This is a genomic window from Bacillus sp. JS, from assembly GCF_000259365.1.
In the GTDB taxonomy this organism is placed as follows: domain Bacteria; phylum Bacillota; class Bacilli; order Bacillales; family Bacillaceae; genus Bacillus; species Bacillus stercoris.
Genome location: NC_017743.1, coordinates 745,550 through 761,819, shown reverse-complemented (window position 1 = coordinate 761,819; position 16,270 = coordinate 745,550). Strand labels below are relative to the sequence as shown.

At 44.1% G+C, this 16,270-nt stretch carries 10 protein-coding genes; all 10 read right to left on the bottom strand.

What is annotated here, in order from left to right; all coding sequences use genetic code 11:
- Nucleotides 1–3: 3 nt before the first annotated feature.
- Nucleotides 4–858, bottom strand: a complete 855-nt coding sequence (locus MY9_RS03880) for a 3-hydroxyacyl-CoA dehydrogenase family protein (RefSeq protein ID WP_014663083.1) — start codon at nt 856–858, stop codon at nt 4–6.
- Nucleotide 859: 1 nt separating this feature from the next.
- Complete coding sequence (locus MY9_RS03875; protein ID WP_014663082.1) at nt 860–1,561, bottom strand: thioesterase II family protein; 702 nt, start codon at nt 1,559–1,561, stop codon at nt 860–862.
- Entirely contained in the window at nt 1,558–2,541 is a 984-nt protein-coding gene (locus tag MY9_RS03870) for a hypothetical protein (protein ID WP_014663081.1), read from the bottom strand. The genes MY9_RS03875 and MY9_RS03870 overlap by 4 nt, the downstream gene beginning before the upstream one ends.
- Nucleotides 2,531–4,036 (bottom strand): serine hydrolase domain-containing protein, encoded by a 1,506-nt coding sequence (locus MY9_RS03865; protein ID WP_014663080.1) that lies wholly within the window; start codon nt 4,034–4,036, stop codon nt 2,531–2,533. Before MY9_RS03865 ends, MY9_RS03870 begins: the two co-directional genes overlap by 11 nt.
- On the bottom strand, nt 4,033–8,529 hold the full coding sequence (locus MY9_RS03860) for a non-ribosomal peptide synthetase (RefSeq protein ID WP_014663079.1): 4,497 nt from the start codon (nt 8,527–8,529) through the stop codon (nt 4,033–4,035). The genes MY9_RS03865 and MY9_RS03860 overlap by 4 nt, the downstream gene beginning before the upstream one ends.
- An 81-nt stretch (nt 8,530–8,610) precedes the next feature.
- The gene (locus MY9_RS03855) at nt 8,611–9,804 is read right to left on the bottom strand and encodes an MFS transporter (protein ID WP_014663078.1); all 1,194 of its coding nucleotides are present in this window, start codon (nt 9,802–9,804) and stop codon (nt 8,611–8,613) included.
- Nucleotides 9,805–9,929: 125 nt separating this feature from the next.
- Nucleotides 9,930–11,120 carry a CamS family sex pheromone protein gene (locus MY9_RS03850; RefSeq protein WP_014663077.1) on the bottom strand — a complete coding sequence of 397 codons (1,191 nt, stop codon included), beginning with the start codon at nt 11,118–11,120 and terminating at the stop codon, nt 9,930–9,932.
- Between the two features lie 15 nt (nt 11,121–11,135).
- Nucleotides 11,136–13,142 (bottom strand): NAD-dependent DNA ligase LigA, encoded by a 2,007-nt coding sequence (ligA, locus tag MY9_RS03845; protein ID WP_014663076.1) that lies wholly within the window; start codon nt 13,140–13,142, stop codon nt 11,136–11,138.
- A 23-nt stretch (nt 13,143–13,165) separates the two neighbouring features.
- Nucleotides 13,166–15,385 carry a DNA helicase PcrA gene (gene pcrA, locus MY9_RS03840; RefSeq protein WP_014663075.1) on the bottom strand — a complete coding sequence of 740 codons (2,220 nt, stop codon included), beginning with the start codon at nt 15,383–15,385 and terminating at the stop codon, nt 13,166–13,168.
- A gap of 61 nt (nt 15,386–15,446) precedes the next feature.
- Nucleotides 15,447–16,133 (bottom strand): heptaprenylglyceryl phosphate synthase, encoded by a 687-nt coding sequence (locus tag MY9_RS03835; protein ID WP_014663074.1) that lies wholly within the window; start codon nt 16,131–16,133, stop codon nt 15,447–15,449.
- Nucleotides 16,134–16,270: the final 137 nt, after the last annotated feature.

Genomic DNA, 16,270 nt, shown 5'->3' with positions numbered 1-16,270 from the left:
CCTTTAACTGTATTGAAAGAATCCTTGTCCTGACTTTCTCCCTAACTTTCCTGCGTCTACCATTTTCACGAGCAGCGGACACGGCCTGAACTTTGAATCTTTGTAGCTTTCATATAGAACCAGCAAGGAGTTAAGGATCGTATCGAGACCTATTAAATCCGCAGTCGCGAGCGGACCCATTTTATGCCCGAACCCGCCGCGGAAAATTTTATCCACATTGGCTGGTGTCGCCACTTGATCTTGTACCGTCCAAATGCTTTCATTAATGGTCAGCATTAACACACGATTTGACACAAAGCCAGGCAAATCATGAACGACGACAGGGTTTTTGTCGAAAGATTTCAAAAACTCGACGGTTGCATTGACAGTCTCGTCAGAGGTGGCATCGCCCCGTATCACCTCTACAAGTTCTTTCAGAGGAACAGGATTCATAAAATGTGCTCCGATTACCTTTTCCGGACGATGCATCAGTGAACCGACCTTCGTAATTGAGATGCAGCTTGTATTGACAAGGTAGACGGCATCCTCTCGGCAGATATCCTTTAACTGTAAATACACTTGTTTTTTGATCTCCCAATCTTCTGTTACGTTTTCAATGATGATATCAGCCGGCTCTACATTGTGCGGCTCAGTTGTGAATTGAATGTTATCAAGCACATCTTCCAATGACATGCTGAATTTTTCTTTCCGCATCAGTTGAACAAGCCTAAATGTCTTTTTAATGTTTTCCTCTGCGGCTTTCAGTTTTTCATCACTGATATCCAGCAAAATCACTTGATACCCATTCGCAGATAAATCAAGAGCCATATCGGCCCCCATGACGCCTCCTCCGATAACACCGGCAGTTCTGAAATCCATTTCATACCACTCCTGTCTGATTCAAAATATGATTGATTTTAGCTGTCACTTCTTCTGTCTTCTGATTAATGAAAAAATGATCTCCTTCAAATTCGTAAAATCTGCATGTCTGATCGGTGTACTGACTCCAATCAGATAAATCAAACAGCACTGACGGCAGATCACGTTTGCCGTAAAAAACTGAAATATCGCAGGATAATGGAGCAACTGCTGTATTCCTGTATGTTTCCAGCAACTCAAAGTCAGCTCTTAAAATAGGAAGGAAAAAGTCAAGCACCTGCTCATTTTTGCTGAATTCTTCCGGTACACCCCCCATCTCAATAATCGCTTGTTTTAAAGCGGAATTTGAAAGCTGATGAAGCACTTTCTTTTCCGGGATATGAGGCGGGAAACGCCCGGAAAAAAACATATGGATCGGCTGTTTATTTTCCATGGTTAATTTCCTTTGCAATTCGTATGCAAGCAACGATCCCATGCTGTGCCCAAAAATGGCATAATCCGAATCACCCAAATGAGATTTTGCTTGCATAAACAGATCTTCCGTCACGGATTCTGCACGATTGAGCAATGGCTCAGACATTCTCGTTCCATGTCCCGGAAGCTCTAGGGCCACCAGTTCAACTGACGCATCAAGAAACCTTTTCCATCCGCTGAAGATGGTGCTCGAACCCCCGGCATACGGCAGACAGAATAATTTGATCATTTGACCCTCTCCTCTTTTCCTATATCCTTCAGGCATTCAATATGGGCTGCTTCAAGCTCCAGCACTTTTTTCAGTGAATCTTTGATCCGATCTTCATAACCAGAAGAAGATCCCCCCGAAAAATAAAGCTTAGCCGCAAGATGCCGCGCTGCTTCCCACTCATCAATAATGTCAGATGTCACAGCGGCAAGCTGTTGAAAATCCGGAAGAAATGCGAGGCGGTATTGCTCTGTTTTTTTCACATTTAAAATCCCATTAAATGAATGAAGGAGCTTTTCGCTGTCTCTTATGCTGTGAAATTGCTCAGTAAACCGGCTGAAGGACGCCAAACCGGATAACATCCGATCTACATGCCCGGTGATGTTATGAGCAAAGAAGGCAGCCGCATCCTTGAAAATGCTTTGCCCTGAGAGGTCCCTGCCCGGATCATAAGAAAAGGAGGCATATGAATGAAAAGCGGCAGGAGGCTGAAAATAACTGTGAAAGCCTTGATAGGCTTTGGCCAAATGCTGATATGAAATATTTCTGGCTTCATATGACAAGTTATCGGGATAACGGTTTTCAATGGCAAGAACAGACTGATCTACATCATGAAAGCCATAAATCAGTATGCTGTTCCGGTTATGCTTAGACATATATTCCTGTCTATAAGGCTGCGCATATGTATCCAACCAAATGATGACGGGTTTATGTTTAAGAACATCGCGTTTCACATCAGCTATGAGACTGCTGCTGACCGATTGCTTATCCGCGATGATTCCCTGCTGATTCATGACATACTCAGGATCATAAACTTCTGTCCGATCAACCATTGGATAACCGTCTTCATCCAATTGATACGAATACATGTCATTTAAAAGATAAGGATAGATTTCTTGCTGAAACGAGCGAACTACGGAAAAATAACAGTTAAAAAAACAGCTGCGATAAAATAGGTCGTTAAACGGCTGAATACCAAGGATGGATGTTTCACATTTCATGCGTCTCACTCCTTCTTGCGGCACGGTGATTGAAAAAACAAGCAGTTAAACCGAATAGACAGGAGGCAAGGAGCAGCAAACCATAAACCGCCGCCAAATAACGAAGAGATCCGGGCCCCCAAATAAATATCATGCTCCAAGGCAAGCCATTAAAGGCAAAGACTGAAATAAGCTTCGGCACCACTATTCCGGCTGCCAGCAACCCTCCCCAAAGCAGCGCCTTTATTCTTGTTCGCTGCTGAACGGGAACATTTTTCGATTTAACGTTTTTTAGAAAAATATAAACCCTCCACACCAGAACAATAAGCAATAAACTGAATAAAACCAGCAAGGCAGCCGCAGCTTTATCAATGACCTGAAACGGATCAGTGACAGAACCGTCCTGCTTTTGGTTTTGATCGGCAATCACTTGTAAAACAGAACGGGCGATTTTCTCAGGGTACGCGCTGTTCATATTGGCCAAAACCCCTACAGCCGCATTATCGTCAGGGCTGATGATAATAAACGAAGAAAAGTTCGGGTTGGAGCCGGCATGGAACAATTCTTTGACTCTGCCCTTTTTTTCAAAAATTGACCATCCCGCACCGTAATACACGCCAGGCTCGTCCGTTTTTACGCTTTTATCAGGCAGGTGGCTTTGCTCAATCAAACGGCTTATATCACCGTCACTGTGATTCAGCTGAGATCGAAGCCATTTGGATACATCCTCTGCGTTCGTGATAATATATCCGGCAGGCGTGTTTCCCCGATACTCAGGCGCGTCATAGGCTCTCGCCTTTAAAAATCCAATTTTAAAACCTGATGATACATCACCGTCATCACCAGCGTGCCGCCCAGCATACGTGTTTGACATATCTAACTGCTTAAAAACGTGCTCAGCCATATATTGCTCGTACGGCTGGCCTGATGCCTGTTCAATGATATATCCCAGTACATCATAATTGATTGTGGCATATTCAAATGTGCTTCCCGGCTTATGACTAAGTTCAACTCCCTTTAGCCCCTTCGCCGTTTTTTCCAAAGCATCTTCCTTAGAATCAATCTTGATATCCGCTATTGATAAAAATGGAATTCCGCTTGTATGATGCAGCAGCTGATGAACTGTGATATCTGTTTTCTTTCCGTTGTAAACTGCATAAAATCCGCTGATATACCGGCTGACAGGGTCATTTAGACTGATTGCCCCCGAATGGACAAGCTTAAGTACCCCCAGTGCAGTAAATGCTTTAGAGGTTGAGCCCAACTCAAACAATGTCGAGGCGGTTACAGGGCTGCTATGCCTGTCGCCGGCATAACCAAACCCCTTTTCGTAAACCGCAGCATTTCCTTTTACCACTGTCACTGAGATCCCCGGTATTCCGCTTTCCTTCATTTGCTTTTCGATCAGAGCGTCTATGCGCTTATCAACTGGCGTCTGAGCGCTTGCGTGTCCGCCGCTCCAGATTTGAACCGACAAGATACAAAGACAGAAAACCAGCCATACGTTTCTCATCATTTGAACAAGGAATCCAATTCTTCAATAGATAATGAGGCGGTTTCGAAATCTGATGGCGTATATTCGACAGACTCTTGTTTACAGCAATGTTCAGTCAGCTCTTCCAGCTGTACAGAAAATTCATCTAAAAGCTGTTCCATATCCTCTGTCTGATAAAGATTGCTGCAGATTAAATCCAACGTTAGCTGTCCGCCATAGATTCCCGCTGTCAAATCAAGACTGACCGTCAGATCATTTTCAGGCGATGACTCAGCGCCTGAATTTAAATAAGTCATGCGGTATTCTGATTTATCTGCTAAAAAACGGTCAACTTCTCCTAGATAATTAAAGCGCAGCTCAGGCTTCTTGTGATCCGGCATTCGTTTATTCAAATAAGTGAGAGCGCCGTAGCCAATCCCCTTATTGGGGATATTGCGCAGGTTTTCTTTCACTGAACGGATTTGCGCTGGCAGATCAGCCTCTGCCTGAAATACTGCGGGATACATTGCTGTAAACCACCCGAACGTCCTTGAAAAATCTAAGTCTTCCTTTAATGGCTCTCTTCCATGACCTTCTAACTCCAAAGAAATAACCTCTTTGCCTGTGCAATGATGGCAAGCCCGGATTAACGCAGTGATAATCAAATCATTTGTTTGGGTTTGATACGCCTCATTTGCTTCACTGAACAGTTTTTGGGTCATCTGGCTTGTCAAAACCCGTTTCAGTTTTATGCTATTTTCAACTTTGGAATTTTCCGAACAAATCCCATAGAGCGGCTCAATTTTTTTCACTTTTTCATTCCAATAACTGCATTCTTCCTCCGCTTCACGTGAATAAGCGTATTCATGGATCGAATGTGAAAATTCCTGATAAGAATGTGTCTTTAAAGGGAGTCTCTTCTCTTCCTTCTTATCTAATGAATCTAAAAGAGCAAGAAAATCATCAATCAGGATTTGCCATGATACACCGTCCGCGATTAAGTGGTGGGCTGTAAATAACAAATGCGTTTTTTCGTTTGCTTTGATCATGCTGGTTTTAAAAAGCACTCCATTGTATAAGTCCGTGCTTTTTCTCATTTCCTGCCCGATTACTGCTATTTGTTTGGTTTGCTCTTCCTCGGAAAAAGTAGACAGATCCCAGTATTCAATATAAGGTTCGATATCTGTATTGTCATAGACCAAGGCATTCGTCTCTTTTTCTACATTCATTCGCAAGCTGTCATGATGATTGATTAAAAGAGACAGAACCGTCTTAACGTCTTCAAGGTGAATCTCTTTTTCAGCAGTTAGCATTACCGATTGATGCCAGAAATGAGCGCATTTTAAATCCAAAGACCAGAACCATTGGGTAATCGGTGTGCCCATCACTCTGCCTTCAGCCTGCTGTTGAGGAATTGCAGGCGATTGTTTGCTGGTCACAGCACTGACAAGTTCTCTAAATACGGGATATGTCATAATATCCTGAGTCTTGATAAAAAGACCTTTTTCTTTCATTTTCGAAACGAATTGAATGGCTTTGATAGAATCTCCGCCAAGCTGATAAAAATGGTCCTCTGGGCAAATGTCTGTCTGGCCGAGAATCTCCTTCGCGGTTTCCAAAAGAACCGCCTCAGCTTCTTTCTGCTCTTCATTTAACAATCCGTAATCTGTCTGCTCTTGATAAAGTAAAGGATCAGGGAGCGCTTCTTTGTCTGTTTTTCCATTTTGCGTAAGCGGAATATGATCCATCTTGATAAAGTAGGCCGGGACCATAAAAACGGGCAGTTTGCCAGAAAGCTTTTTCCTAAGCTCCAGCACTGGCACAGGTGCAGAGCTCACTACATATGCCGCCAATTGCTTTCCGCCCTGTGAATCATCAAAATCAATGACAACCGCTTCTTCTATTTCCGTGAGAGAAAGCAAGGCTAATTCAATTTCTCCCAGTTCTATACGGTAGCCTCTTAATTTGATTTGATGGTCTTTACGCCCTGCATATTCAAGCAATCCACTATTCGTTCTTTTCGCCAGATCTCCTGTCTTATACATTTTTCTGCCCTTTATGAAAGGGTTGTCCAGAAAACGCTCGGTTTGCAAATCCGGACGTTTCCAATATCCTCTAGCGACATTATCGCCTGATATATACATTTCGCCTTGAGTTCCCGGCAATACCGGCTGCAGCTGTTCATCTAATAAATAAATTTCTGTATTCTGCAGCGGAACCCCAATTGGAACCGAGGCTTGCTGATCCTGTTCTCGGTCATACTTGTGGATCATACACCCAACGGTCGCTTCTGTCGGCCCGTATTCATTAAAGATCTCGATGCGGTGATCCGATGCTTCTGTTATTTGGCGTGCTAAAGAAACAGACAGCTGCTCACCGCCAACAATCATTCTTTTAATAGAGGAATCTTTTAAGTTTGCATCTTTCAGCAACGCTAAATGCGCTGGTGTCAGCTTGATGACAGCTGTTTTCTTTTCTTTTACGATTTGATGAAGGATAAATTCCGGGATATCTTCTTGTCTGTAAATGACAATCTTATTTCCTGTCACTAATGGGGTGTAAATGGATGTAACGGTTAAATCGAAAGCTATGGATGAGTACAGCGCAAAGCTGTCCTCTTGGGAAGAAGTATAATTCTGAGAGGCTGATGTTATGTAGTTCACAAGGCTTTGATGTTCGATCATCACGCCTTTCGGCTGCCCTGTTGATCCAGAAGTGTAAATCATGTATGCGATGTCGGAAGGATCGTTCCTGATGTCTAACTGTCCCGTATCTAAATCGTTAAACATGGTGCAGTCAATACTGATTTTTTTTACGTGCCTTGGCAAACGGCAGTCTATTTTAAAAAGAGGGTCTGTAATCAAAAACGCCGCTTCACTATTTTCTAAAATATACTTGATTCGTTCCGCGGGATACTCGGGGTCGATCGGCACATAAGCGCCGCCTGCTTTGAAAACGCCCAGTAAAACAGCAATCAACTCTGGTGAGTGTTTCATGCTCACGGCAACAAAATCACCGCGGCTTATTCCTTTATGTATTAGGCAGCGGGCAATTTGGTTGGAGCGTTCATCCAGTTCCTGATAAGTAACATGTCTGCCCCCATCCTCTATCGCTGTCCGAAACGGATGCTGTGAGGCTGTTGCTTGAATTAATTGATTGATTGTCTGTTCTTTCGAATAGTCGGCCTGCGTCTGATTCCACTTAAATATCTCGTCCCTTTTTTCTTGTTCAGTTAATATAGACAAATGTCTGAATTGAATATCTGGGTCCTCGACAAGCAATAAAATCAGGCGAAGTAAACGGTCTTTCAATTGCTGAATTTGCGTTTCGCTGTAATCCGCTACCTTGTAGTCGAACTGCAATTCGATTGCCCCGCCTTCGTCCCATTCTTTAACCGCAATTTGAAGGGAATAAGGCTGTGATCCGTTATATAATTCATCATATTCGACATGGCATCCATCTATATCAGAAGCAAGGGCGGTGTTGTATGAATTGATATACATTTGGAAGAGCTGGTCATATCCCTGTTTTGCCAGCTGTAATTCCTTTATCAGTTCGTCATAGGGGTACCGTTGGTGGAGAAAGTATTTCATATAGTCTGAATTGACTTCTTGTAAAAAATCTGAGAAACGCTGGTCAAGGTCTGTTTTCTTTCTGAACGGCATCGTACTGACAGTCATCCCCGCCGTGCTTTTTTCCTTCTTTCCAGACCTGTTTAGCACCGGCGTGCCGATTATCAAATCAGTCTCTCCCGTTGCTTTGCTTACATACCAAAACAGCGATGCGGTAAACAATGCGTTTAACGAAGAGCCTTGCTTTTGAATAAATTCATAAACAGCAGCAGAATGTTCTTTGTCTAGTTTAAATCGTTTGCGTTTACCAGCAATGTTCGCTGAACTTTTTGACAAGAAGCTGTCCGGCAAATGAGAAAATTCTTCTTTCCAAAATGCGGCATCTTTTTGATATCGTGGCGAAGAAAGGTATTTTTTCTCTTTTTCTATGAGAATTGAATAGTCATCAGCGGCTTCTTCAGGCAGTTCTCCTTTTGCCAGAAGCATGTACAGATCCTTAATCTTATCAATGATGATTTTCATAGACCAGCCGTCAGCAACAATGTGATGGCATTTTATTAAATACCCGCATGTTGCTTCATCTGTTTGAAAAACATAAAATTGAACAAGCGCGCCATCAAACAAAGAGAAAGGGATTTTAAATTCCCGTTCGGCCCAATCTAGCATTCTTTCATATGGATGGTCGGTTGAAGTAAAATCGACTGATGGCACATGGGCCTGCACTTTTTCGTCTATGTATTGAAGAACTGATCCTTCCTGCTTTACGAGCCGTATTCTGAGGGATTCTGTCTGTCTGATGCAATGCTGAATGGCTTTTTTTAATGTCTCAAGATGAAGTTTTCCATTGATTTGGATAAGGCCACCAATATGATTAATAGCTGTTTCGGGGTATAAATTTTCGATATTTAAAACTCTTTTTTGATGATGAGAAAGAGGAAATAAATTCAAGTTACCACTCAACATTTCCACCTCTTTACAAATAGTATTTTACATCACCAATTTAATCACATAACAAATAATTTGTAAATATTTATAAAAGATTGTCTATATTTGTTCATTTTTTAGTTTTAAAGATAAAAGCGCTGAAACGGTAAAAATAATAAAATTTAAGAAAAATACATATTGGACACCCAGCCAATCAGTAAGACTGCTCATAATTAAGATCGATGCACCGTATACAAATGTACTTATTGTATGCTGAGCCGACAGTATTTTCGGAAGCAAAGTTTCATTTATGCTCTCCTGCACATAGGTTCTGATCGCAATTCCCCGGAGCTGAAATGACGGTCCTAAAATAAAGACAAAAAGCAGCGATGCCAACGCATACTTATTAAGCGCAAGGCATAGTGTGCAAGCGCCGATGGCAAGTGATGTCCATAAAATCATCGAGAACAGTTTTCCATTCATTATTTTTGAAAGTTTCCAAACGATTAAACCGCCTGTAATGGTGCCGGCGAAATAGCTTGCGTTAATAAACCCCCACCATGTTTCGCTTTTATGCAGCACTTCATCGACATAAACAAGGATAATGGCTCCTGTCCAAATACTTCTGCCGAACATGGATAAAAGCTCAAGAACAGTCAGCATTCTGATAACAGGCATGCGATAAATTGCTTTCCACCCGGAAGAAATTTTATCCATAAAGGACTCGGTTTCTTCCTTTTCTGCATCTCCTTTTCCCGCATCCTTGACAAAAAATAAAGAGACTGTAGAGGTGCCATAAAGGGCAAAAGTCAACAATAGCAGCAATTGCGGTCCGAGCCATTTGATCAAAATACCGCCGAGCATCCATCCAAGCAGGAGCACGATTTGGTCAGAGGTCAGCACCAAGCTGTTTGCTTTCAACAACATGGATTTTGGAACAAAGCGGGGAATCATTGAATTTCTGACTGGAATCGTTCCTCCGTCTAACAGCGACATTAAAAATACGATAAAGAAAAAAATAAAAATAGATTTAAAATCTATCATAAATATAAGAAGCAACAAAGATAACAGAATGGTTTGCGTTAACTGTAAAAAAATCAAAATGTGCTTTAGTCTGTATTTATGAATGAAAACAGGTATAAATACTGCGCTTAATGACTGACCCACGAACTGCATCATGGCTACCAGCGATGCCAAGAAGGCCGAGTCTGTGACTTGATACGTAAATAGAGTCAGAACCAGCACGTATAAAGAATCTCCTAAATTGGCAATTGACTGGCCCGCCCATATAAAATAAAAGGATTTATTTTTCATAATTTCAACCCTTTTCTATTTTTAGAACATCATAACATAAATAAACACCCTCTCCAATGCTACTTAGCCTTCAAAAAAAACGCAAAAAACCCCTGCGCCGCAGCGGCACAAGGGGTCATCCAATATTAGTCATAAATGTGAACAGTCGGCTCTTTATCTCCGGCATTGCGGATAATGACCGCTTCTTGTCCGTCTGAGGACGTGATATTGACTTCGACATCAATTGAGCCTTTAGAGTAGTAGTCCATCACTTCACCCGTTAGGAACTGGGTAAACGCGACAACTTCACTTTTTCCGTAGAATTGCATTGGTATGTCAATCTTTATTTTCTTCATTTCATCATTATCATACAGCGCTGTACCGACAACGCCTGTATAGTTCGGGAAATATTCTTCAATTGAATTTTTGAACCGCTTAAAGACCTCGGTGTCATCCGGGTACTTTTCTGCTGTGGTTGTATCCGCTGGATAGAATACGTATTTTTCATTGATGTCATCCCAATTTGAGATATCAGTAGAGCCTGCTTTGACCTCTGTTTTGGCAATGAAGTTCCCCGGCACAATCGATGTTTTCGACGCCTGCTTGTAGAGTGCGACTGTAATTGGCACATTCTTCAAGTTATCTTTTTTACGGAGGCGGTTAATAACCTCCTGTGCGATTTTTTCTCCCTGCTGGCGGAGCGTGCTGTCCTTAATCTCCACTTCTTTTTGCGGGTCGCCAGTTTTTTCACGATAGTAATACACTGAGTTTAACGCCAGTCCGATCATGACGCCGCCAAGCTGGATAGAATTCTTGTCTTTTCTGACTAAATAATCGTGCTCAAGCATGGATGCTAAATAAATCGGGCTGCTTTCGTTCTTTTCTTCTGTTGAACCAGAACTCGGGAGCGCCGGGTTCAAGCCTTCATTTTTGAAGTTCTTATCTTCTTTTTCGGCTTTTTTCAAATCAGAGCCCGTTTTTTTCCGGGCCAGCCAGCTTAATACTGTATCCTCATCTAAATATTGTCCTTCTTGGAACAGATAATCGTCAGTCGAGAAAGAATCTTGGGCAAGACGCATCAGCCCTGTTTCAAACTCGTCAATGTCCAGTCTCGTGTTCAGCTGTTCCGTTGTTAAGCCGCGCGCTTTGCCTGCCTTAAACGGCAGCACCATTTTGTAATAGGAGTCAGAGATATTATATTTCGGGACAATCGCTTTTTCTGACGATTTCGCCGTCTTTTGCGTAATCTCTTCCTCCTTCTCCCCCCCAAAACCTGACGAGCAGGCAGACAGCATTAATACTGCCGCCGTTGCCGCCAATGCCAACGTCTTTTTCAATAGAAAACACTCCTCTTATTTCTTTAGCTCTTCCATTAACTGTTCTTCATTCCACACTTCAATGTTCAGCTCTTGTGCTTTTGTCAGCTTGCTTCCCGCCGCTTCTCCGGCGATGACCAAGTCTGTGTTTTTGCTGACGCTTCCCGTCAGTTTTCCGCCCAGCGCTTCGATTTGCGCTTTGGCTTCGTTTCTTGACAGTTCTTCCAGCTTTCCTGTCAGAACAATTGTTTTACCGGCAAAGTAAGAATCACTGTCCTCTGCCTTTACTTTTTTCGGGCCTTTGTAAAGCGTGTTTACGCCCAGCTCCTGAAGTTCATTCAAGAGTTCAAGCATTTCTTCTTTATGAAAATAGGTGATGACCGCGTCAGCCATTTTTTCACCGATTTCATCAACCGCGAGAAGTTCGTCTTTAGAGGCTTTTTTCAGGTTCTCCAAGCTTTCAAACTGCATGGCGAGCGTCTTTGCAGCCTTTGATCCGATAAAGCGGATGCCAAGCCCAAACAGCAGGCGCTCTAACGAATTTTCTTTTGATTTTTGGATGGAGCTGATCAGGTTTTCAGTGGACTTTTCACCCATGCGTTCGAGCTGGATGACTTGTTCCTTCGTCAGCTTATATAAATCTGCCACATTGCGGACAAGGTTTTCCTTAAACAGCTGTGTGATCACTCGTTCGCCGAGCCCGTCAATGTTCATGGCATTGCGGGAAACGAAATGGATCAGCCCTTCCCGGATTTGCGCCGGACATTCAGGGTTAATGCAGCGAAGCGCCACTTCTCCTTCGATCCGGACGAGCTCACTGCCGCATTCAGGACATTCCGTCGGCATGCTGAATTCCTTTTCTTCTCCTGTGCGCTGTTCAACGAGGACGTTCACGACTTCCGGAATGATATCGCCCGCTTTTTTGATGACGACCTTATCCAAAATCCGAATGTCCTTCTCTTTAATTAAATCTTCGTTATGAAGGGATGCTCTTGAGACCGTTGTGCCGGCAACTTTTACCGGCTCAAGAATCGCGGTCGGCGTGATCACACCCGTTCTGCCGACATTTAATTCGATATCGAGAAGCTTCGTCACGACCTCTTCAGCAGGAAACTTATACGCGATGGCCCAGCGCGGGCTTTTCGCCGTAAAACCGAGCTCCTCCTGCTGATCGAGAGAATCGACTTTAATGACAATGCCGTCTATTTCGTACGGCAGGTCAGCGCGCTTCGCCTGAAGCTCATCGATCAGCGTAATGACTTCTTCTATGTCGCCGCATTTTTTTCGTTCCTGATTCGTTTTAAATCCGAGTTCGTCGAGAAAATCAAGCCCTTGGCTTTGCGTCTCCACACCCATCTCGTCAAGCTCCGCTATACTGTAGACGAAGATATCGAGGTTTCGTTTCGCTGCAATTTTCGGATCAAGCTGTCTAAGTGATCCTGCCGCGGCATTTCGCGGATTAGCGAACGGTTCTTCTTCATTTTTAATTCGTTCCTCATTGAGTGCTTCAAACGAACGCTTCGGCATATACGCCTCGCCGCGCACTTCGATCGACAGCTCACGGTTCATTTTGAGGGGGATATTGCGAATCGTCTTCAGATTCTCCGTAATGTCCTCTCCCGTCGTTCCGTCACCTCGGGTGGCTCCTCTGACAAAATAGCCGTCTTCATAACGGAGAGAAACAGCAAGACCGTCTATTTTCAGCTCCACATTATACGCCACATCGTCACCGACGGCTTGGCGCACACGGCGGTCGAAATCACGGAGATCATCAGCATTAAAGGCGTTGCCCAGACTGAGCATTGGTGTGCCGTGGGTGACCTTTTGAAACGCTTCAAGCACGGCTCCGCCGACGCGCTGCGTAGGAGAGTCAGGCGTTCTGAGGTCTGGATGCTCCTCCTCGATCGCAATCAGCTCCTGCATCAATCTGTCGTATTCGGCATCAGGGACGCTCGGTTCATCTAGGGTGTAATATTCATAGCTATACTTGTTGATGGTGCGGCGCAGTTCGTCTGCCCGCTGCTTGGCTGTTTCTTTGTCCATCTGCTTCTTCCTTTCCTCTTCAATTACTGCTTTTCAATAGGAGCAAATGCTGCTAACAGGCGTTTCACGCCGACAGGACTCGGGAAGGCAATATCGAGCTCCGTCCCTTCTCCTTCGCCTTTCACACTGACGACAGTTCCTGTTCCCCATTTTTTATGGCCCGCCTTATCTCCGACTGCCCAGTTCAAGGTGTCGCCGCCTGTTTTGCTGGCGTAGGATACCGGACGTGAAACAGGGCCGCGTCTCGGCTGCATTTTTCTTGCAGACGGCGCTCTCGTTTCTTTTTTCTCATTTAGGTTTTCCAATAAATCATCCGGTATTTCAGCAATAAAGCGAGATTCCGGGTTCATATTCGTTCGGCCAAACAAGGTGCGCATTTTGGCATTGGTCAGATAGAGCTCCTGCTCCGCCCTTGTAATCCCAACGTAAGCAAGGCGGCGTTCTTCTTCCATTTCCGCTTCCTCCATTAATGAACGGCTGTGCGGGAAGACGCCTTCTTCAAGCCCCATCAAGAAAACAACCGGGAACTCCAGCCCTTTTGCGGCGTGCAGTGTCATTAAGGTGATTGCATCCTTGCCGCCTGACTCTTCCTCCTTCTGGTCGAGCTGATCGATATCTGCAATCAGTGCCAAGTCTGTCAGGAACGCAACGAGTGTCTTGTCCTCACTTTTCTGTTCAAAGTTTTTCGTAACAGACAGGAACTCGTCGATGTTTTCTAAACGGCTTTGGGCTTCGATCGATTTCTCAGCCTTCAGCATTTCTCTGTATTCGGTCTTATCAAGAATTTCTTCTGTCAGCTCTGTAATGGATAAGTAATCCTGCATATTGGTCAGGTTCTCAATCATCTGTCTGAAGCCGTCAAGCGCGTTGGCTGCTTTGGCACTGACGCCGATAAAATCAACCTGCTGAATCGCTTGGAAAAATGACAAACCGTTTAAGGCCGCATACGAAGCGATTTTCTCAAGTGATGTCGCGCCAACTCCGCGCTTTGGCACATTGACAATGCGCGTGAAACTGATATCATCATCCGGATTGGATACGAGGCGCAGGTACGCAAGAATGTCTTTAATTTCTTTTCTGTCATAGAACTTTGTGCCGCCGACAATGTTATAGTTCAAGCCCGCTTTGAGAAGCGTTTCCTCAATCACACGGGACTGCGCGTTTGTCCGGTATAAAATGGCGATATCCGACAGCTTCCGCTTGCCTGAACTGTGAAGCTGATGAATTTTGCCGGCCACAAACTGTCCTTCACCGAACTCATTATCACCGCGATAATAAGAAATCTTGATGCCTTCATCGTTTTCCGTCCACAAATTTTTCGGTTTGCGGTTAGAGTTATTTTTGATGACCTCGTTAGCCGCGCGCAAAATCCGTTTCGTTGAACGATAGTTTTGTTCTAGCAAAATCACGCTTGCATTCGGATAATCTTTTTCAAATGAAAGAATGTTGGTGATATCCGCGCCGCGCCATCTGTAGATCGACTGATCAGAGTCCCCGACAACGCAAAGGTTCTGGAAACGCTCGGCAAGCTGCTTTACGAGCATGTATTGCGCCCTGTTCGTATCCTGATACTCATCAACGTGGATGTACTGGAATTTGCGCTGATAAAATTCAAGCACTTCAGGTACTCTGTCAAACAGTTTAATCGTCGTCATAATTAAATCGTCGAAATCGAGCGACTGGTTTTTCAAAAGCTTCTTCTGATAATCAGCATATACGTCGCTGACCACCTGATCGTAGTAGCCGCCGGCAACCTTAGAGAATTCCTCCGGTTCGGTTAATTCGTTTTTCGCACTGCTGATCGTGCCAAGGATGCTTCTCGGGTCAAATTTCTTCGGATCAAGATTGCGCTCCTTCAAAATCCCCTTGATCACTGAAAGCTGGTCCGCCGTATCAAGGATGGAGAAATTTCGGTTGATCCCAATCCGGTCGATATCTCTGCGCAAGATCCGCACGCACATGCTGTGGAATGTGGAAATCCAGATATCGTCCGCGCCGGGCCCGAGGATGCTTTCCACACGTTCTTTCATTTCGCGTGCCGCTTTATTGGTAAATGTGATCGCCAGAATGTTCCACGGCGCCACATGCTTTTCTGCCATTAAATAAGCAATTCTGTGTGTCAGGACACGCGTCTTTCCGCTTCCCGCTCCCGCCATCAGCAAAAGAGGCCCGTCCGTTGTTTTGACTGCTTCCTGCTGAACGGGATTTAAACCGCTTAGTAATTGATTGCTAATATAATTCAAAATTTGTTCACCCGCCTATACAAAACATATGTTCTATCATAAACCAAATCCGTACAATTTACTACTCGCCTTTCACAGCCGCTACTGTTTTCAAAGCCCTGTCGAAATCTTCATACACCGCATTGCCTACAACGATCACGTCCGCATGCTCTGCATACTGTTTGGCCGTTTCTGCATCCTTGATGCCGCCGCCATAAAACAAGGTGGACGTTTCCAATACAGCCTTCGTTTTCTTGACAGCGTCTATGTCTCCAAGCATGCCGCTGTATTCTAAATAAAAAATCGGCAGCTGCAGCAGCTCTGACACACGCGCATAAGCGACAATATCGTCAGTACTCATTTCGGCATCCGCTTCAGTCAGTGCCGCCGCTTTGCAATCTGGATTTGCGATGCAGTAGCCTTCCGCCACGATTTCTTCCATAGACATCAGTTCTCCGTATTCCTTCATGGCTTTCTGGTGCATTCCGACAATCCAATCCGTGTTTTTGCTGTTTAATACACTCGGAATAAAATATAAGTCAAAGCCGGGAACGATCGCTTCAATTGCCGACACCTCAAGAACACACGGCACCAAAAACCGTCTGACCTTAGACATCATCCGCAGGACATTATCCTCTGTCACACCATCGCTTCCTCCGATAATGACCGCATCCGTTCCTGATTCGCAAAGGATCTCCAGCTGTTCGTCAGGCAAATCTTTATTTGGATCGAGTTTAAAGACATGCTTCCACTCTGTTACATCGTACACGTCATATGTTCCTCCATTCGTTTGTTACCATTTAAACATTATAACAAATTCACATAGCGCGTAAAAACGGAAAAAGCCGTTAATCTCGTTATTCACTGAAAAAGGTGTTTTGATTCTTTTTTCATAAAAAAGAGAGC